Annotated in this window: 15 protein-coding genes; 12 read left to right on the top strand and 3 right to left on the bottom strand. The window is 68.3% G+C overall.

Annotated elements, in window-relative coordinates; all coding sequences use genetic code 11:
* Window positions 1–114: 114 nt before the first annotated feature.
* From RF701_RS07305 to RF701_RS07250, 12 genes are all read left to right on the top strand, one after another.
* Window positions 115–1,674 carry a cellulase family glycosylhydrolase gene (locus tag RF701_RS07305; RefSeq protein WP_308814546.1) on the top strand — a complete coding sequence of 520 codons (1,560 nt, stop codon included), beginning with the start codon at window positions 115–117 and terminating at the stop codon, window positions 1,672–1,674.
* 181 nt (window positions 1,675–1,855) lie between these two features.
* Complete coding sequence (locus RF701_RS07300; RefSeq protein WP_308814545.1) at window positions 1,856–3,382, top strand: acyl-CoA carboxylase subunit beta; 1,527 nt, start codon at window positions 1,856–1,858, stop codon at window positions 3,380–3,382.
* Between the two features lie 247 nt (window positions 3,383–3,629).
* Window positions 3,630–4,055, top strand: a complete 426-nt coding sequence (mce, locus tag RF701_RS07295) for a methylmalonyl-CoA epimerase (RefSeq protein ID WP_308814544.1) — start codon at window positions 3,630–3,632, stop codon at window positions 4,053–4,055.
* A 97-nt stretch (window positions 4,056–4,152) separates the two neighbouring features.
* The gene (locus RF701_RS07290) at window positions 4,153–4,935 is read left to right on the top strand and encodes an enoyl-CoA hydratase-related protein (protein WP_308814543.1); all 783 of its coding nucleotides are present in this window, start codon (window positions 4,153–4,155) and stop codon (window positions 4,933–4,935) included.
* 22 nt (window positions 4,936–4,957) lie between these two features.
* The gene (gene scpA, locus RF701_RS07285) at window positions 4,958–7,144 is read left to right on the top strand and encodes a methylmalonyl-CoA mutase (protein WP_210358296.1); all 2,187 of its coding nucleotides are present in this window, start codon (window positions 4,958–4,960) and stop codon (window positions 7,142–7,144) included.
* Window positions 7,141–7,494, top strand: coding sequence for a hypothetical protein (locus RF701_RS07280; protein ID WP_308814542.1), 354 nt, complete (start codon window positions 7,141–7,143; stop codon window positions 7,492–7,494). The genes scpA and RF701_RS07280 overlap by 4 nt, the downstream gene beginning before the upstream one ends.
* Window positions 7,491–8,480: a biotin synthase BioB gene (gene bioB / locus RF701_RS07275; protein WP_288938381.1), complete on the top strand. Its 990-nt coding sequence runs from the start codon at window positions 7,491–7,493 to the stop codon at window positions 8,478–8,480. The genes RF701_RS07280 and bioB overlap by 4 nt, the downstream gene beginning before the upstream one ends.
* Before the next feature lie 117 nt (window positions 8,481–8,597).
* Window positions 8,598–10,724 (top strand): acetyl/propionyl/methylcrotonyl-CoA carboxylase subunit alpha, encoded by a 2,127-nt coding sequence (locus RF701_RS07270; RefSeq protein WP_308814541.1) that lies wholly within the window; start codon window positions 8,598–8,600, stop codon window positions 10,722–10,724.
* Between the two features lie 72 nt (window positions 10,725–10,796).
* Entirely contained in the window at window positions 10,797–12,275 is a 1,479-nt protein-coding gene (locus RF701_RS07265) for an efflux transporter outer membrane subunit (protein ID WP_308814540.1), read from the top strand.
* Complete coding sequence (locus tag RF701_RS07260) at window positions 12,275–13,675, top strand: efflux RND transporter periplasmic adaptor subunit (protein ID WP_210358163.1); 1,401 nt, start codon at window positions 12,275–12,277, stop codon at window positions 13,673–13,675. Before RF701_RS07265 ends, RF701_RS07260 begins: the two co-directional genes overlap by 1 nt.
* 10 nt (window positions 13,676–13,685) lie before the next feature.
* A complete protein-coding gene (locus RF701_RS07255; protein WP_308815629.1) occupies window positions 13,686–14,405 on the top strand; it encodes an ABC transporter ATP-binding protein in 720 nt (239 codons plus the stop codon).
* A 170-nt stretch (window positions 14,406–14,575) separates the two neighbouring features.
* On the top strand, window positions 14,576–15,784 hold the full coding sequence (locus RF701_RS07250) for an ABC transporter permease (RefSeq protein ID WP_203309660.1): 1,209 nt from the start codon (window positions 14,576–14,578) through the stop codon (window positions 15,782–15,784).
* A 141-nt stretch (window positions 15,785–15,925) separates the two neighbouring features.
* Here RF701_RS07250 and RF701_RS07245 read toward each other — a convergent pair whose 3' ends face one another.
* From RF701_RS07245 to RF701_RS07235, 3 genes are all read right to left on the bottom strand, one after another.
* Entirely contained in the window at window positions 15,926–16,534 is a 609-nt protein-coding gene (locus tag RF701_RS07245; protein ID WP_308814538.1) for a nucleotidyltransferase family protein, read from the bottom strand.
* Complete coding sequence (locus RF701_RS07240) at window positions 16,521–17,444, bottom strand: XdhC family protein (RefSeq protein WP_308814537.1); 924 nt, start codon at window positions 17,442–17,444, stop codon at window positions 16,521–16,523. The genes RF701_RS07245 and RF701_RS07240 overlap by 14 nt, the downstream gene beginning before the upstream one ends.
* Window positions 17,445–17,567: 123 nt before the next feature.
* Window positions 17,568–19,802 carry a xanthine dehydrogenase family protein molybdopterin-binding subunit gene (locus tag RF701_RS07235; RefSeq protein WP_210358160.1) on the bottom strand — a complete coding sequence of 745 codons (2,235 nt, stop codon included), beginning with the start codon at window positions 19,800–19,802 and terminating at the stop codon, window positions 17,568–17,570.

The following is a 19,802-nucleotide window of genomic DNA, read 5'->3' as shown; positions in this document are numbered from 1 at the left end:
AGCGCTATCATTGTTGGTCCTCGCCGACTATCGTCGATCGAAACGGCGGCGGGGCCAGCTCTTTGGCGACTGCGTGGCGATTCGCTCGGGTGAACCGTGGAGGGGGAGGGGACGATGAGGATAGGGTTTCGTGCGGCGATGCTGGCCTGCGCGATGCTGTGTGCGGCACCGACCGCGGCGCAGCAGGAGCGGGCGGTGACCGTCGACGTGGCGCGCGCCGGCGCGCCGCTCGACCGGGCGTTCGACCTGTCGGTCGGCTCGGACTTCGCGGGCACCCTGTCACGCGCCGACAGCCTGGCGCAGCTGCGCGTCGCGGTGGACGAACTCGGCTTTCGTTACGTCCGCTTCCACGCTCCGTTTCACGACGCGCTCGGCACGGTGAAGCGGCAGGACGGGCGGATCGTCTACGACTGGCGCGGCCTCGACCGGCTGTTCGACGCCTTGCGCGCGCGGCGCATCCGCCCGTTCGTCGAACTCGGCTTCACGCCCGATGCGATCAAGACGTCGGACCAGACGATCTTCTACTGGAAGGGGAATACCTCCCATCCGCAGCCCGAGGCATGGCGTGCGCTGGTCGACGCGTTCGTCCGCCACATGCACGCGCGCTACGGCGCGGACGAGGTGCGGCGCTGGTATTTCGAAGTGTGGAACGAGCCCAACCTTGCCGGCTTCTGGGAAAAGGCGGACAAGGAAGCCTATTTCCAGCTGTACGAGGCGAGCGCGCGCGCGATCAAGGCGATCGACCCGGCCCTCAAGGTCGGCGGACCCGCGACGGCCGGGGCCGCCTGGGTGCCGGACCTGCTCGCGCGGACGGCGGCGCGCGACATCCCGATCGATTTCGTCACCACCCACACCTATGGCGTGGATGGCGGGTTCCTCGACGAAAAGGGGCAGGAGGATACCAAGCTGTCGGCCAGTCCGGATGCCGTGATCGGCGACGTGCGCCGGGTCCGCAGCGAGATCGACGCCACCCGCTACACGGGGCTGCCGCTGTATTTCACCGAATGGAGCGCCAGCTACACGCCGCGCGATCCCGTCCACGACAGCTATATCAGCGCCGCCTATATCCTGCAGAAGCTGCGTGCCACACGCGGCCTGGCGCAGGGCATGAGCTATTGGACCTACAGCGACCTGTTCGAGGAGTCGGGGCCGCCGCCGACCCCGTTTCACGGCGGTTTCGGCCTGATGAACCGCGAGGGCATCCGCAAGCCGGCCTGGTTCGCCTATAAATATCTCCACGCGCTCACCGGCCGCGACGTGCCCATGGACGAGGCGCAGGCTATGGCCGCGACCGATGGCGTTCACACGGCCGTGCTCACCTGGGATTGGCGCCAGCCGCGACAGGACGTCAGTAACCGCCCGTTCTTTACGAAGGTGTTGCCCGCCTCGCGCGACGCGCCGCGCTCCCTGCGCTTCACGGGCCTCAAGCCGGGAAGCTACAGGCTGGCGTTGTACCGAACCGGCTTTCGCGCGAACGATCCACAGACGCGTTGGCTGGAAATGGGATCGCCCACGACCTTGTCGCCGGCCCAACTCGCGGAACTGCAGGGGCTGACGCGCGACCTGCCGGAAGTGCAGCGCACCGTGACGGTCAGCGCCGACGGACGCTTTGTGTTGGGCGTGCCGATGCGGAGCAACGACGTGGTGCTGGCGACGCTCGACCGTCTGCGCTGAGCCTGGCAGGGCCGCGGAGCCTGTCGGGCAGGGGTCGCGGGGGTTGATTCGTACGCCGTCGGCTGCCTATGCGCGAAAGCAACGGTCGCCCCGGGGGCGCGACACCGCGGCTTCGATGCCGCGGCGCGTGTCCTCGTGTCCGGCCATGCCATAGAGGGCGGACACGCTCGCAGGAGAGGCCATGTCATCGACGATCCAGGAACTCGACCGCCGCCGCGCCGCAGCGCGCCTGGGCGGGGGTGAGAAGCGCATCGCGGCGCAGCACGCCAAGGGCAAGCTGACCGCGCGCGAGCGGCTTGCCGTGCTGCTCGACGAGGGCAGCTTCGAAGAGGTCGACATGTTCGTCGAGCATAATTGCGTCGATTTCGGCATGGCGGACCAGGTGATACCGGGCGATGGCGTCGTCACCGGATCGGGCACGATCAACGGCCGGCTGGTCTTCGTGTTCAGCCAGGACTTCACCGTCTTCGGCGGCTCGCTGTCCGAACGCCACGCGCAGAAGATCTGCAAGATCATGGATATGGCGATGAAAGTCGGAGCGCCTGTGATCGGCCTGAACGACAGCGGCGGCGCGCGCATCCAGGAGGGCGTCGCGAGCCTGGGAGGCTATGCCGAGGTGTTCCAGCGCAACGTGCTCGCATCGGGCGTAGTGCCGCAGCTCAGCCTGATCATGGGGCCGTGCGCGGGCGGCGCGGTCTACAGCCCCGCGATGACCGACTTCATCTTCATGGTGAAGGATTCGAGCTACATGTTCGTCACCGGCCCCGACGTGGTGAAGACGGTGACCAACGAGGTGGTGACGCAGGAGGCGCTGGGCGGCGCGGTGACGCACACGACCAAGACCAGCGTCGCCGACGTCGCGTTCGAGGACGATATCGAGGCGCTGCTCGCCGCGCGCGACTTCATCGACTTCCTGCCCGCCTCGAACCGCGAGCCCGTGCCCGAGCGGCCGACAGCGGATGCGTGGGACCGGATCGAGCCGAGCCTCGACACGCTCGTTCCGGCGAACGCCAACCAGCCGTACGACATGCACGAGCTGATCCGGAAGACCGTCGACGAGGGCGACTTCTTCGAGGTGCAGCCGGCGCATGCGGCGAACATCATCTGCGGCTTCGGCCGGGTCGAGGGGCGCACCGTCGGCATCGTCGCCAACCAGCCGATGGTGCTGGCCGGCGTGCTCGACATCAATTCATCGAAGAAGGCGGCGCGCTTCGTGCGCTTCTGCGACGCCTTCGAGATCCCGATCGTGACCTTCGTCGACGTCCCCGGCTTCCTGCCCGGCACGGCGCAGGAGCATAACGGCATCATCAAGCATGGTGCCAAGCTGCTGTTCGCCTATGCCGAGGCGACGGTGCCCAAGATCACCGTCATCACGCGCAAGGCCTATGGCGGCGCATACGACGTGATGGCCTCCAAGCATCTGCGCGGCGACCTCAACTACGCCTGGCCGACCGCCGAGATCGCGGTGATGGGCGCCAAGGGCGCGGTCGAGATCATCTTCCGCGGGCGCACGCCCGAGGAGATCGCCGAACGTACAGCCGAATACGAGGCGCGCTTCGCCAACCCCTTCGTCGCGGCGAGCAAGGGCTTCATCGACGAGGTGATCCAGCCGCATTCCACCCGTCGCCGCATCGCGCTGGGCTTGCGCAAGCTGAAGAACAAGGCGCTGGAGAATCCGTGGAAAAAGCATGACAACATCCCGCTGTGACTCGTGATGTCGCTACCGCGGTCTGCATGATCCTGCTGGGCGGATTCTTCGGTTTTCACTGTCCTCGCGCGGCCCTGAGGGAATATCGCGCGGGGGTCGGGCGGGGTCGGCATGGATCCTATGCACGAGAGGACCGGCCTTTCCACTTCTGGATGACCATCATCGGGACGGCCCTCGCTGGGGTCATGGGTCTCGCTTTTGTCGGATTCGGAACCCTGATGTTCGTAGCGCTTGGGAGCAAAGATCTATGACCCTCGGCCGCCTCAATCATGTCGGTGTCGCGACGCCCTCGATCGCGCAGTCGATCGAGACTTACCGCACCCTGCTCGGCGCGACGGTGATCGGCGAGCCGTTCGACCTGCCGGCGCAGGGCGTGAAGGTGTGTTTCATCGACACGCCCAACACCCAGATCGAGCTGATCGAGCCCTATGACGATGCATCCCCGATCGCCGGCTTCCTGAAGAAGAATCCGGCGGGCGCGCAGCATCACGTCTGTTTCGAGGTGCCCGACATCCACGCCGCGGTCGCCGACCTGAAGGCGAAGGGCGCGACCGTGCTCGGCGAGCCCCGCATCGGCGCGCACGGCACGCCGATCGTCTTTCTCCATCCGCGCGACATGGGCGGCATGCTGGTCGAGCTTATGGAAAGCCCGGCGGAGGGGCATCACGGCTGATCCCCTTGAACCGAAGCCGCGCGCGGTCCATGGCCCCGACAACGACGCGGGCGGGCACGGCTTCGCCGGCGAACCTTGGAGATAGGGAGAGGCGGATATGGCCGTCGATCAATTGCTGACCGAGCGGCGCGGCGACGTGCTCGTGCTGACACTCAATCGTCCGGACCGCCTCAACGCGGCGCCGCCGTCGGTGTTCGAGGCGATCACGGCGGCGGTCGCCGACCTGGGCGGCGCGCGCGCGATCCTGATCCAGGGCGCCGGTCGGGCGTTCTGCTCGGGTGCAGATGTCGGCATGGGGGCGCTCGGCAGCGAGGATCCCGGTGCCGCGACTCATGCCGCGCTGACCGGGTCGTACAATCCCGCCATCCTCGCGATCGCCAAGGCCGGCGTGCCCGTGGTCAGCGCGGTGCGCGGCCCGGCCGCGGGCATCGGCTGCAGCCTGGCGCTCGCCGCCGATTTCTGCATCGCGAGCGAGAGCGCCTATTTCCTGCAGGCGTTCGTCAACATCGGCCTGGTGCCGGACGGCGGCGCGAGCTGGCTGCTGCCGCGCCTCGTCGGGCGGGCGCGGGCGGCGGAGATGATGCTGCTGGGCGAGCGCGTGCCGGCCGCGAAGGCGCTGGACTGGGGCATGATCCACAAGGTCGTCGCCGACGACGCGCTCGACGACACGGCCCTCGCGCTCGCGACACGTCTCGCGGCCGGTCCGACGGTGGCGCTCGGCGCCATTCGCCGTGGCCTGGCGGCCGCTCTCGAAAGCGACCTCGAAACCGCGCTGGCGCGCGAGGCTGACGACCAGCGCGCGATGCGCGGCACCGCCGATGCGATGGAGGGCGGCATGGCCTTCCTGCAGAAGCGCACCCCCGCGTTCAGGGGAGCGTGACGTGGCGGAGATCGAGACGAACCTGGGCGAGGACGCGGGCAGCACCCGTGCTCCTGCGGCGCAGCCCGAACCGTCGCCGCGCCCGACCCTCGCCGACTGGCAGGCCGCCGCAACCAGGGAGGTGAAGGGCAAGGACCTGACCTGGCACACGCCTGAGGGGATCGACGTCAAGCCGCTCTACACCGAGGCCGATGTCGAAGGCTGGGACCCGGGCCTGCCTGGCTTCGCGCCGTTCACGCGCGGTGTTCGCGCGTCGATGTACGCGGGCCGGCCATGGACGATCCGCCAGTACGCCGGCTTTTCGACCGCCGAGGAATCGAACGCCTTCTACCGTCGCAACCTCGCCGCGGGGCAGAAGGGCCTGTCCGTCGCCTTCGACCTCGCGACGCACCGCGGCTATGACAGCGACCATCCGCGCGTGACGGGCGACGTCGGCAAGGCCGGCGTCGCGATCGACACCGTCGAGGACATGAAGATCCTGTTCGACGGCATCCCGCTCGACCGGATGTCGGTCTCCATGACGATGAACGGCGCGGTGATCCCGATCCTCGCCTTCTTCATCGTCGCCGGCGAGGAACAGGGCGTCGACCGCAAATTGCTCGACGGGACCATCCAGAACGACATCCTCAAGGAGTTCATGGTCCGCAACACCTACATCTATCCGCCCGAGCCGAGCATGCGGATCATTTCGGACATCTTCGCCTATACGTCGCGCGAGATGCCGAAGTTCAACAGCATCTCGATCAGCGGCTATCACATGCAGGAGGCTGGGGCGACGCAGCTCCACGAGCTCGCCTTCACCATCGCCGACGGCATCGACTATGTGAAATACGGCGTGGCGTCGGGCCTCGACATCGACAAGTTCGCCGGGCGGCTGAGCTTCTTCTTCGCGATCGGCATGAACTTCTTCATGGAGGTGGCGAAGCTGCGCGCGGCGCGGGTACTGTGGCATCGGGCGATGACGCAGCTGGGCGCGAAGGACGAACGGTCCAAGATGCTGCGCACCCATTGCCAGACCAGCGGCGTGTCGCTGACCGAGCAGGACCCGTACAACAACGTCATGCGCACCACGATCGAGGCGATGGCGGCTATGCTGGGCGGCACCCAGTCGCTGCACACCAACGCGCTCGACGAGGCGATCGCGCTGCCCACCGACTTCTCCGCGCGTATCGCGCGCAACACCCAGATCGTGCTGCAGGAAGAGACGGGGATGACCAAGGTCGTCGACCCGCTCGGCGGCAGCTATTACGTCGAAAGCCTGACGAAGAGCCTGGTCGACGGCGCCTGGGCGATCATCGAGCGGGTCGAGCGCGAGGGCGGCATGGCCAAGGCGGTCGCCGCCGGCTGGCCCAAGGCGATGATCGAGGAGGCGGCGGCGGCGCGGGCGGCGCGGGTCGACCGGGGCGAGGACGTGATCGTCGGCGTCAACAAATACCGTCTCGCGGACGAGGCGCCGATCGACATTCTCGACGTCGACAATGTCGCGGTGCGCGAGGCGCAGATCCGCCGCATCGAACGCGTCAAGGCGACGCGCGACGAGGCCGCGTGCCAGCGTGCGCTCGATGCGCTGCGCGAAGGTGCGCGGGGCGGTGACAATCTGCTCGCGCTTGCGGTCGAAGCGGCGCGGGCGCGTGCGACGCTGGGCGAGATCTCGGCGGCGATGGAGGACGTGTTCGGCCGGTTCGGCACGCATCCCAAGCCCGTGAAGGGCGTCTATGGCGGCGCGTATACCGACGACGAGCGCTGGGCGCGGCTGGTGCGCGGCGTCGAGGCGACCGAGCGCCGGCTCGGGCGCAAGCCTCGCATGCTCGTCGCCAAGATGGGGCAGGACGGCCACGATCGCGGCGCCAATCTGGTCAGCTCCATGTTCGGCGACCTCGGCTTCGAGGTCGTGCCGGGACCGCTGTTCCAGACGCCGAAGGAAGCGAGCGCGCTGGCGCTGGAGAAGCAGGTCGACGTCGTCGGCGCTTCGAGCCTTGCGGCGGGCCACAAGACGCTCATCCCCGAGCTGATCGGCCACCTGAAGGATGCGGGGCGGCCGGACATCAAGGTGATCGCCGGCGGCGTCATCCCGGCACAGGATTACCAGATGCTGCGGGATGCGGGCGTGCAGGCGATCTTCGGTCCCGGCACGAACCTGATCAAGGCGGCGGAGGACGTGCTGCGCCTGCTCGGCCACAACATGCCGCCCGAGGAGGAAGCCGCGTGATCGAGGCGGACGACGCGCCGGAGGGCGAGCTGCCGTTCGGCCGGTCCTATGATTTCTTCAAGCATGCGACCGGCATCGCGCTCGTCTCGCTGGGCGGCGTCTTCGCCTTCGCCGACGGACAGGGCACGAGGTTCGAGCACAAGCAGCTGATCGTCATTCTCGGCTTCATCGGCCTGGCCGGCGTCGTCAGCCTGTTGATGGCGTCCCACCTCGCCGGCCTCGAGGTGACGCCGCAACCGCGCGACAAGGTTGCGCGGGCGATCCGTATCGCGCAAGCGGCCGTCAGCCTCCTGCTTTCGGGCGGGGTCGGCGCGTTCCTGTACAACTTCACACCGGCGATCCTGACATGACCCGTAACGACTGGACCCGCGACGAGATCGCAGCCTTGTTCGACCTGCCGTTCGACGAACTTGTGTGGCAGGCGCAGGGCGTGCATCGCGCGCATCACGCGCCGAGCCAGGTGCAATTGTCGACCCTGTTGTCGATCAAGACCGGCGGCTGCCCGGAGGATTGCGGCTATTGCTCGCAATCGGTCAGCGCGGAGAGCGGCGTCAAGGCGACCAAGCTGATGGACGTGCGTGCCGTGCTGCAGAAGGCGGCGCAGGCGAAGGACAATGGGTCGACCCGCTTCTGCATGGGCGCGGCGTGGCGCAATCCCAAGGACCGCGACATGGACGCGATCGTCGCGATGGTCGAGGGTGTGCGCGCGATGGGCATGGAGACCTGCATGACGCTCGGCATGCTCGAGCCGCATCAGGCGCAGCGGCTCGCGGCGGCGGGGCTCGATTACTACAATCACAACATTGATACCTCGCCGGAGCGGTACGGCGACGTGATCACGACGCGGACGTTCCAGGAGCGGCTCGACACGCTCGACGCGGTGCGGTCGGCGGGGATCAACGTCTGTTGCGGCGGCATCGTCGGCATGGGCGAGACGCGCGAGGATCGCGTCGGCTTCATCCATGCGCTCGCCACCTTGCCCGAGCATCCCGGCAGCGTGCCGGTCAATGCGCTGGTGCCGGTGAAGGGCACGGTGCTCGGCGACATGCTGGCCGACACGCCGCTCGCCAAAATCGACGACATCGAATTCGTCCGCACCGTCGCGGTGGCGCGCATCACCATGCCCGAAAGCATGGTGCGCCTGTCGGCGGGCCGCGAGAGCATGTCCGAGGCGACGCAGGCCCTGTGCTTCATGGCAGGCGCCAATTCGATCTTCACCGGCGACAAGCTGCTGACGGCGGGCAATGCCGGCGACGACAAGGACGCCGCGCTGTTCGCCAAGCTGGGCGTCACGCCGATGGCGGCGGAGTGCCGGCTGGCGGAGGCGGCGGAGTAAGTCCCCCCTCCCGCATGCGGGAGGGGCTAGGGGAGGGGCGTCCTCCCGACACCAGACAATGCCCGCGCGTGGACAGGCCCTCCCCGGCCCCTCCCGCAAGCGGGTGGGGAGAAGAGGATGTTCAAGAAAATCCTGGTCGCCAATCGCGGTGAGATCGCCTGCCGCGTGTTCCGCACCGCCAGGCGGATGGGGATCAAGACCGTCGCGGTCTATTCCGATGCCGACGCGCGCAGCCCGCATGTGCTGATGGCGGACGAGGCGGTGCGGCTCGGGCCGGCGCCGGCGGCGGAGAGCTATCTGAAGGCCGAGCTGATCCTGCTCGCCGCCAAGGAGACCGGCGCCGATTGCATTCACCCCGGCTATGGCTTCCTGTCCGAGCGGGAGAGCTTCGCGCGGGCGTGCGCGGAGGCGGGGATCGCCTTCGTCGGGCCGCCGCCGAACGCGATCGCGGCGATGGGCGACAAGATCGAATCGAAGAAGCTGGCCAAGCAGGCCGGCGTCAACGTCGTGCCCGGCTATCTCGGCGAGATCGCCGACACCGACGAGGCGGTGCGGATCGCGTCCGACATCGGCTATCCGGTGATGATGAAGGCGTCCGCCGGCGGCGGCGGCAAGGGCATGCGCCTTGCCTGGAGCGAACAGGACGTGCGCGAGGGTTTCGAGGCGACGAAGCGGGAAGGACTTGCGTCCTTCGGCGACGACCGCGTCTTCATCGAGAAGTTCATCGAGAGCCCGCGCCATATCGAAATCCAGGTGCTCGGCGATCAGCACGGCAACATCGTCTATCTCAACGAGCGCGAATGCTCGGTGCAGCGCCGCCACCAGAAGGTGGTGGAGGAAGCGCCGTCGCCTTTTGTCACGCCGAAGATGCGCGCCGCGATGGGTGAGCAGGCGGTCGCGCTGGCGCGTGCGGTGGGCTATTACTCGGCCGGCACGGTCGAGCTGATCGTCTCGGGCGCGGATACGACCGGCGAGAGCTTCTACTTCCTCGAGATGAATACGCGGCTGCAGGTCGAGCATCCGGTGACCGAGGAGATTACCGGCCTCGACCTCGTCGAGCAGATGATCCGCGTCGCTTACGGCGAGCGCCTCGCCTTCAGTCAGGCGGATGTGGGGATCAACGGCTGGTCGGTCGAGAACCGCGTCTATGCCGAGGATCCATATCGCGGCTTCCTGCCGAGCATCGGCCGGCTGGTGCGGTACAATCCGCCGCCGGCGAGCGAGGCCGCAGACGGACGTCCGTCATCGACGCGCAGGCTTGGATCCATAACCCATGTCGCCGATGGAGCCGCGGACGCCGCGTCTCTTGATCCCCGCCTGCGCGGGGATGACGGTGAGGGGGAAGGGCACGCCGAGCCCCAGGCCATCGTCCGCGTCGACGACGGCGTCGCCGAGGGTGGCGAGGTCAGCATGTTCTACGATCCGATGATCGCCAAGCTGATCACCTGGGCGCCGACGCGCGAGGCGGCGATCGATGCGCAGATCGCAGCGCTGGACGCGTTCGAGATCGAGGGGCCGGGCACCAACATCGATTTCCTGTCGGCCCTGATGCAGCATCCGCGCTTCCGCGAAGGACGGCTGACCACCGGCTTCATCGCGGAGGAATATCCCGAGGGCTTCCATGGCGCGCCCGCGTCGGACGGCCTGCTGCGCGAGCTTGCGGCGGTTGCCGCCTTTGCCGCGACCGCGCAGGCGGACCGTGCGCGGCGGGTCGATGGACAACTCGGCCATCGCCTGCGCCCGCCGGCCGACTGGACGGTGCGGATCGGCGGCGTCGATCATGCCGTCGGCGTCTCGACCGACGGCATCACCGTCGACGGCGCGCCGCTGGAGATCGGCATCGAATATACGCCCGGCGATCGGATGATCGAGGCGGAGCTTGGTGAGGACGAGCGGCTGTCGGTCCGCATCGCGCCGACGCGCAGCGGCTTCCGGCTGACGACCCGCGGCGCCAGCCACGTCGCGCGCGTGCTGCCGGCGCATGTCGCGCCCTTCGCGCAGCATCTGATCGAGAAGGTGCCGCCGGATCTGTCGCGGTTCCTGATCGCGCCGATGCCGGGCCTGCTCGTCCGTCTCGACGTTGCCGCCGGCGACAAGGTCGAGGCCGGCCAGCCGCTCGCGGTGGTCGAGGCGATGAAGATGGAGAACATCCTGCGCGCCGAAAAGAGCGGCACCGTCAAGGCGCTGAGCGCCGCAGCGGGCGACAGCTTGGCCGTCGATCAGGTGATCCTCGAACTCGAGTAACATGACAGCCGCGACATTCTGCGACAGATTAAGGCTGGACAGGTGGCGGGTGTGTTGGCCACACATCACGCCATGTCCCGTGCCCCCGCCTTCCTTCTGCTGACCGCGGCGCTCGCCGGCTGTACCGTCGGGCCGGATTATCGGCCGAGGACGGCGGCCGAACTCGGGGTGCCGGCAGGCTATTCGGTTCCCGCGCCGCAGACGCCGGAGGATCTGACGCGCTGGTGGTCGAACTTCGACGATCCCGTTCTCGGGCAGCTCGTCGAACAGGCGCGCCAGGCCAATACCGACGTCGCACAGGCAGTGGCGCGGCTGCGTCAGGCGCGTGAGGCCCTGGTGCAAAGCCGTGCGCAGCTGTTGCCGACGCTGTCGGGATCGGCGGGCTATCAACGCAACGAGAATCTGCGCGGCGGCGGCCGGTCGTTCACGCTGCCGGACGGCACGGTCGTCGATACGGGCGGGGGCGGCAGCAACAGTTTTTCCGCCGGTCTCTCCGCCAGCTACCAGCTTGGCCTGTTCGGCGAGGTGCGCCGCACCGTCGAGTCGAGCCGCGCGCAATATCAGGCCAGCGGGTTCGACTACGCCACGGCGTTGCTGACGGTCGAGAGCGAGGTGGCGAGCAACTATATCCTGGCCCGCGCCTATCAGGCGCAGCTCGTCAATGCGCGTGCCAGCCTCGCGATACAGGACGACAATCTGGAGATCGCGGGTTTCCGCGTGCAGGCGGGACTCGTCTCGTCGGTCGACGTCGAGCAGGCGCGCAGCCAGCGTGCGCAGACCGCCGCGACCGTCCCGCAGATCGAGCAGCAATATGCCGCCGCGGTAGCGCGGCTCGGCGTGCTGACCGGACAGGCCCCGGGCGCATTGCGCGGCCAGCTCGCGGCGGCGCGCCCGATCCCGCGCGGACCGGAGACGGTCGGCGTCGGCATCCCCGCCGACGCGCTTCGCCGGCGTCCCGACGTCCGCTCCGCTGAACGGACCCTCGCGGCGGCGACGGCGCGGATCGGCGTCGCCAAGGCGGCACTCTATCCGGCGCTGGCGATCTCCGGCAACGTCAACACCAATGCGACGGGGTTGGGCAGCCTGGGGAGCGCCATTACCGGCAGCCTGTTCGCCGGTCTGACCCAGGCGATTTTCAACGGCGGCCGGCTGCGCAGCGTCGTGCGCGCTAACGAGGCGGCGACCGATGCCGCCTATGCCGCCTACAAGGGGACGGTACTGACTGCGCTGGAGGATATCGAGAACGCGATCGTCGCGCTCGATACCGCGCGTCGGCGCGAGACGCAGTTCCGCATCGCCTACGAGGCGGCGAACAATTCGGCGATCCTTGCGCGCAGCCAGTATCGCACTGGTCTCACCGATTTCACCACGCTCAACACGCAGGAATCGGCGCTTCTGTCCGCGCAGAACGGGCTGACCCAGGCCCAGTCGGACAGGGCGACGGCGCTCGTCGCATTGTACAATGCCTTGGGCGGCGGCTGGGACCCCAATGTCATCCCCGAGGCGCCCGCACGCGGCGCCCCGCTTCCTTCCGGTACAGAGACCCGCTGATGGCCCAGGACACGGCAATGCAGACGACCGACGAATTCCTGGGCGTGAAGCCGGTGCCGGCGTGGCGACGCTACCTGAAATGGATACTGATCGTCATCGGCGTGATCCTGCTCGGCCTGCTTGTCAGCCGCTGTTTCGGCGGCAAGAAAACGGCGGACTATGCTACGCAGCCGGCGGATCGCGGCGACCTGACGGTCAGCGTCTCGGCCACCGGCAAGCTCGCGCCGACGACGCAGGTCACCGTCGGCTCGCAGTTGTCCGGGCTCGTCACCAAGGTCGTCGTTGACGTCAACGACCGTGTCACCGCGGGCCAGCCGCTCGCCCTGATCGATCCGCAGCAGATCGACGACCAGATCAAGCAGCAGCAGGCGCAGATCGCCGCCAACGTCGCCCAGGTGAACCAGGCGCAGGCCACCGTGGCGGAAAGCCGCGCGCAGCTCGCCCGGCTGGAAGATGTCTACAAGCTGTCGGGGGGGCGCGTTCCGTCGGGCACTGAACTGCAGACCGGCCGTGCCGATTATCAGCGGGCCATCGCGGCGCTGAAGACCGCGCAGGCGAACGTCGCGGCCTCCCGCGCGCTGCTCGCCCAGAGCGAGACGCAGCGGCAGCGCGCGATCATCCGCTCGCCCGTCAACGGCGTCGTGCTGGCGCGGCAGGTCGATCCCGGCCAGACCGTCGCGGCGTCGTTCAACACGCCGACCCTGTTCGTGATCGCGCAGGATCTGTCGAGCATGAAGCTTGAGGTCGCGATCGACGAAGCCGATGTCGGCGGCGTCAAGCCCGGCCAGAAGGCGAGCTTCACCGTCGATGCCTTTCCGGGCAAGACGTTTCCCGCGACGATCACGCGGGTCAATCTCGGTTCGAACCTGACTGTGAGCGCGGCGAGCACCTCCTCGTCCTCGACGAGCAGCACGGCCGCGACCAGCAACCAGGTCGTCTCCTACGCCGCCGATCTGACGGTGGCCAATCCGACGCTGCAGCTGCGCCCCGGCATGACGGCGACCGCCGACATCGTCACCTCCGAGAAGAAGAACGTGCTGCTCGTCCCGAATGCGGCGCTGCGGTTCAAGCCGACGAGCGGTGCGTCGTCGGACGGCGACGGCATCGCGGGATCGCTGACGATGCGGCGGATGCGGCGGAACAACCAGCGCCAGGCGACCGTCGGCTATGGCGCGACGCAGACCGTCTACGTCAAGGGCGCGGACGGCCAGCCGCAGCCGGTGCAGGTGACCACCGGCGCGACCAATGGCCAGATGACCGAGGTGCTGAGCGGCGGCCTGAAGCCCGGCGCGCAGGTGATTACCGGGCAGCTCGCGAGCAGCGATGGCAGCAGCAGCGGTGGCGGCGCGGGCCGGCGGCGCGGCGGTGCCGGGGCGGGTGGTGGCCAGCGTGGCCAGTAAGCCGCCGCCACTGCCCGCCGGCGACCCGCTGATCCGGCTGCGCGGCATCACCAAGACCTATGGCGAGGGTGCGACCGCGTTCCAGGCGCTGAAGGGCATCGATCTGGACATCCACGCGCGCGACTTCATCGCGGTCATGGGTGCGTCGGGATCGGGCAAGTCGACGACGATGAACATCCTGGGATGCCTCGACGTGCCGACGGGCGGCGAATTCCTGTTCCGCGGCCATCACGTCGAGGCACTCGACCGTGACCAGCGCGCCTTGCTCCGCCGCAAATATCTAGGCTTCGTCTTCCAGGGGTTCAACCTTCTGGCGCGGACCACGGCGCTGGAGAATGTCGAGCTGCCCTTGCTCTATCGCGGCGACAGCAAGCAGGCGCGGCGCGAGGCGTCGATGGCGGCGCTGGACAAGGTCGGACTGGCGAAATGGTGGGACCATACGCCCGCCGAACTGTCCGGCGGTCAGCAGCAGCGCGTCGCCATCGCCCGCGCGATCGTGACGCAGCCCGACGTGCTGCTCGCCGACGAGCCGACCGGCAATCTCGATTCCGAACGCTCGGTGGAGATCATGGAACTGCTTTCGGACCTCAACGCCAACAGCGGGATCACCGTGCTGATGGTGACGCACGAGCCCGACATGGCGGCGTTCGCGCACACCGTGGTTCATTTCAAGGACGGGCTGGTCGAGCGGATCGAGGCCAACCACCGCGCCGGGGAGCCGGTGGCGTGAGCGAGGGAGCTCCGGCGCGCGCTCCTGGCGATCGTCATCCCCGCCAAGGCGGGGCTCCAGACACGCCGAGCTTCCCGCAGGAAGCGCATTGGCAGCGTGTCTGGATTTTCGCCTCCGCGGGAATGACGAATGTAGCGACGGACAGCGTTCCGTCGCGGAAGGCGCAATAGATGTTCGGCACCACGCTTCTTCTCGCGCTCCGGTCGATCGCACGGCACAAGCTGCGCTCTTTCCTGACGACGCTCGGCATCATCATCGGCGTCGCGGCGGTCGTGACGATGGTGACGCTCGGGCGCGCCACCACGGCACAGGTGCAGAAGAACATCTCGTCGCTCGGCACCAACATCCTCCAGATCCGCCCGGGCCAGGGCTTCGGGCGCGGCGGCGGCGGCCCGCCGCCCGCGCCGTTCAAGCCCGAGGATGTCACCGCAATCGCGCAGCAGATCGCCGGCGTCACCGCCGTCGCGCCGCAGGCACAGGCGAGCGCCACCGCGATCTACGAGGGCGCGAACTGGCAGACGACGATCAACGGCACCACCAATGCGTATTTCGAGGTGCAGGCCTGGCCGCTGACCAGCGGGCGCTACTGGACGCCGCAGGAGGAAAGCGCGGGCAGGGCGGTTTGCATCATCGGCAGCACGGTGCGTCAGAATCTGTGGCGCGGCGGCGAGGCGGTCGGCACGCGCTTCCGCATCGGTTCGATCAGCTGCGACGTGATCGGCGTGCTCTCGACGCGCGGGCAGGCCGGTTTCGGCGGCGACCAGGACGATGTCGTCATCATGCCGATCAAGACGGTACAGCGGCGTTTCACCGGCAATCGCGACATCCGCCTGATGCTGGTCGGCGTCGACCAGGCCTATTCGACCAGCACGGTACAGGCGGGGATCACCGATCTGCTGCGCGAGCGCCGCAACATCACCGCCGGCAAGGACGACGATTTCAACATCTTCGACACCAAGCAGATCAGCGACACGCTCACCAGCACGACACAGCTGCTGACGCGCATCGTCACCGCGGTGGCGGCGATCAGCCTGATCGTCGGCGGCATCGGCATCATGAACATCATGCTGGTGTCGGTGACGGAGCGCACGCGCGAGATCGGTATCCGCCTGGCGATCGGCGCGGTCGCGCGCGAGGTGCTGACGCAGTTCCTCGTCGAGGCGGTGGCGCTGTCGATGCTGGGCGGGCTGATCGGCCTGCTGCTCGCGCAGGCGGCGGTCGGCCTCCTGTCCGTGCTCGGCGATCTGCCGTTCCTGTTCGTGCCGGAGATCAACATCATCGCTTTCGCGATTTCGGCGATCATCGGCGTCGTCTTCGGCTATTTCCCGGCCCGACGCGCCGCGGCGCTCAACCCAATCGACGCGCTGCGGCACGAGTGATTAGCGCCGCTGGCGACGCCCCCGACAAGGACGTTCGATGCGCTCCTGCGAAGGCGGGAGCCCAGGGTTACGGGCGATTGCGTGCGAGGCTCTGGGTTCCTGCGTGCGCAGGAACACGGCTCATGCGCGTGCCCGCTTAGGCTATCGCCATCGGGTCCTTGCTTCCGGCGCATGGACCAGCCGGCGCAGCTCCTCCAGTTCCTCGGGCGTGTCGACGTCGATCAACTCCGCTGGCACCGTGACCACGTGCTTACCCGCCAGGATCAGCCGCCGGGCACCCTCGTCACCCTCGAGATCGCAGAGGGCATCGAAGTGGTTGCGCCCGAACACGCACGGCGGCTTCGGGCGGCGGCCGTCGCTCGACGCCACCACCGCATCGTCACCCTCCGCCGCGTCGAGCAACGCATGGATATGCGTCGCCGTCACGCGCGGCATGTCGGCGAGGGCAAGCACGACCGCCCGCGCGCCGATCTCCCGCGCCCGCGCCACGCCGAGCCGCACGGAATTGGACAGGCCGAGCGCGGGATCGTCGTTGCGGACGATCGCGAACCCGTGCCGGGCATAATCGCATTCGGCGCTTCCGCAGACGGCGACGCGTTCGCGGAACGGCATGTCCTCCAGCGCCACCGCGACATGCAGCCCCAGCGGTCGTCCCAGGAACGGCTGGTCGAGCTTGCTGCCGATGTCGCCCATCCTCGTCGATCGTCCGGCGGCAAGCAGGACGAGGACGCATTCCTCAGCGCGGATCATGAAAGGCCTTCACCATCGCGGCGGCGATCGACAGCGCGATCTCGGACGGTCCGACCGCACCGATGTCGATCCCGACGGGTCCGTCGATCCGGTCGATCTGCACGCTGTCCAGTCCCGCCTCCGCGAGCCTTGCCCGCCGCGCTGCATGGCTCTTGCGGCTGCCCAGTGCGCCGACATAGGCGGCGTCGCTTGCCAGCGCGGCGGTCAGCGCGGGGTCGTCGATCTTGATGTCGTGGCTCAGCGTCACGACGGCGGTCGCGGGACCGGGGCGCCATGCCGCGACGGCCTCGTCGGGCCAGCGGTCGTCGAGCGTTGTCCCGGGAAAGCGCTCTTCGGTCAGGAAGCGCGCACGCGGATCGATCACCACGGTCTCGATGCCCAGCGTCGTCGATAACCGCGCAAGCGCCTGCGCGATCTGTACCGCTCCGACGATGAGCAGCCGCCGCGGCGGGTCGTAGCGATTGACGAACACCTCCCCCGTTTCCTGCGGCCGCAGGTCGCTGTGGCCGGTGGCAAGGTCGGTGGTCACGGTCAGCGCGCGTCCCTCGGTACGCGCGTCGGCGATGCGGTCGAACAGTTCGGGATCGAAGCCGGCGGCGGTCACCGGCTGGACCATGACAGCGATCTCGCCGCCGCACGGCAGGCCGACCTCCCAAGCCGAAGCGTCCGCGACGCCGTAGCGCTTCAGTTGGAAGGGCGCGCCGGCGATGACATTGGCCGCGGTCTGCAGGATGTCGCTCTCGACGCAACCACCGGAAACCGAACCTTCGAACCGGCCGTCGGCATGGACGAGCATGTGGCTGCCGCGCGGGCGCGGCGCGGAGCCCCAGGTCGACACGACGGTCGCCAACGCCATCGGCTCGCCGGCCCAATTCCGTGCCGCGGCGATGACGCTATCGTTCTCGGCCATTGGTGTCCTTTCGACGAAAAAGCCCCTCCCGGTCAGGGGAGGGGGTGCATATCGGGCGCACCTCGCAAGGCGCGGCGTCGCCCGTCCTCGTCCTTCCCCGCGGTGGGGGAAGGGCGCTGCCGACTACACCGCCGGCAGCCCGTCCAGCAACTTGTCGAGCGTGAGCGGAAAGTCGCGCGCGCGAACGCCGGTGGCATTGTAGATCGCATTCGCCACCGCCGCGCCGGCGCCGGAGATGCCGAGTTCTCCCAGGCCCTTGGCGTGCATCGGATTGGCGTGGATATCGCGCTCCGACAGGAATTCGACATCGATCTGCGGCACGTCGGCATTCACCGGGACGTGATATTCGCCAAGGTCGCGATTAACGATCTTGCCGTTGCGCGGATCGTGCATCAATTCCTCGGACAGCGCCGTACCGATCCCGAAGGTGACGCCGCCGAGGATCTGCGAGCGCGCGGTCTTCGCATTGAGGATGCGGCCGCCCGCGAAGACGCCCAGCATGCGCTTGATCCGCACCTCGCCGGTCACCGCGTTGACCGCCACCTCGCAGAAATGCGCGCCATAGCTCGACTGGAGCGTTTCCTTCTCCTGCTTGCCGGGCGCGACCTCGCCCGTCGCGGCGATCCCGTCGCCGACCAGCTCCGCGAGCGGTACGGAGCGGTTGTCGCCGATGGCGCGCCCGTCCTTCAGCGTCAGACCATCCGCCGCGACCCCCATCTTGTCGGCGATCTGGCCGCGCAGGGCTTCGCAGGCGAGATAGACCGACGTGCCGCTCGACCCGGCACCGAACGACCCGCCCGATCCGGCGGCGGGCGGGAAGGCGGTGTCGCCCAGCTTCACCGTCACGTCGTCGATCGGCAGGCCCAGGATCTCCGCGGTGATCTGCGCCAGGATGGTGTAGGTACCGGTGCCGATGTCGGTCATGTCGGTCTCGACCGTCGCATGGCCCTGGCCGTCGACGGACACCTTGGCGCTCGATTTCTGCAGCATGTTGGACCGGGCGGAGGCCGCCATGCCCATGCCGTACAGCCACTCGCCGCGGCGATCGCCCGCCGCCGGCTTGCGCTTGCTCCAACCGAACAGCGCCGCGCCACGCTCCATACACGGCACCAGCTGGCGCGACGAGAAGGGGATATGGTCGATCGGATGCTCGCCCGGCTCGTTACGCTTGCGCAGCTCGATCGGATCCAGCCCGACAGCCTCCGCCAGCTCGTCCATCGCGCATTCCAGCGCGATCATGCCGACCGCCTCGCCCGGCGCGCGCATCGACGCGGCGAGCAGCCAGTCGAGCCGCACGATGTCGTGCGTGATCGTGATGTTGGGCGCGGCATAGAGGAACTGCGTCGCCTGCCCGCACGGCTCGAAGAAGCTTTCCTCTGGCAGGTTCGAGACGAGGCTGTTGTGGCCGAGCATCACGAGCTTGCCGTCCGCATCCGCGCCCAGCCGCACCCGCTGCTCGGTGTTGGAGCGCCGGACAGTGGCGTCGAACACCTGCTGGCGCGCCATCACGCATTTCACGGGACGGCCGATCGCCTTCGCCGCGACCGCCGCCGCGACGCTTTCCGGCGCGATGCCCAGCTTCGAGCCGAAGCCGCCGCCGACGTAGCGCGCGATGATGCGCACCTTGTCGGGCTTCATGCCCATCGCCTTCGCCAGCTGGATGCGGTCGGTGCTCAACATCTGATAGGCGCCGTAGAGGTGCAACTCGTCGCCTTCCCACACCGCGGTGCTGGCGTGCGGCTCCATCGCCGCCGAATTCTGGCTCGGCGTGGTATAGGTCGCGTCGATCTTCACGGCGGCGCCCTCGAACGCCGCGTCGGGGTCGCCGGTGCCCGTATAGGGCGGCATCACGCCCTCTGGCGGCTTGTCGTGTTGCTCGCGATAGGCGGCGAAACTGTACCGGCCTTCCTTCGCCTCATAGGATACGCGCAACTGCTGCGCGGCATCACGCGCCGCCTCGTAGCTGTCCGCGACGACGATCGCGATCGGCTCGCCGAAATAGGCGACGTCGGCGACGCCCTGCGGCGGCTTGTTCGTGTCGCCGCCCTGGCCGGGGTTGCGGATGAAGGTCTTGTAGTCGGTGATGACGTCGATCACGCCGGGCAGGCCGCGCACCGAGTCCGCGTCCACCTCCGTCACCTTGCCCGCGCCGACCGTCGCGCGGACGAGGAAACCGTAAGCCAGATCGGGGAAGTCGTATTCCGCCGCATAGGTCGCGCGGCCGGACACCTTGAGCGGTCCGTCGATCCGGTCGATCGGCTTGCCGATCACCCCCTGCGCGCCCGTGTCGAGCAGGCTGTCGGGGTGCGGCTTGTCCATGGTCAGCGCATTGGTGTCGCTCTTGCCGAAACCGAACAT

Origin of the sequence: Sphingomonas sp. GV3, from assembly GCF_031082075.1 — a bacterium.
Lineage (GTDB): Bacteria > Pseudomonadota > Alphaproteobacteria > Sphingomonadales > Sphingomonadaceae > Sphingomonas > Sphingomonas beigongshangi.
This window is presented reverse-complemented; position numbering and strand designations above follow the sequence as displayed.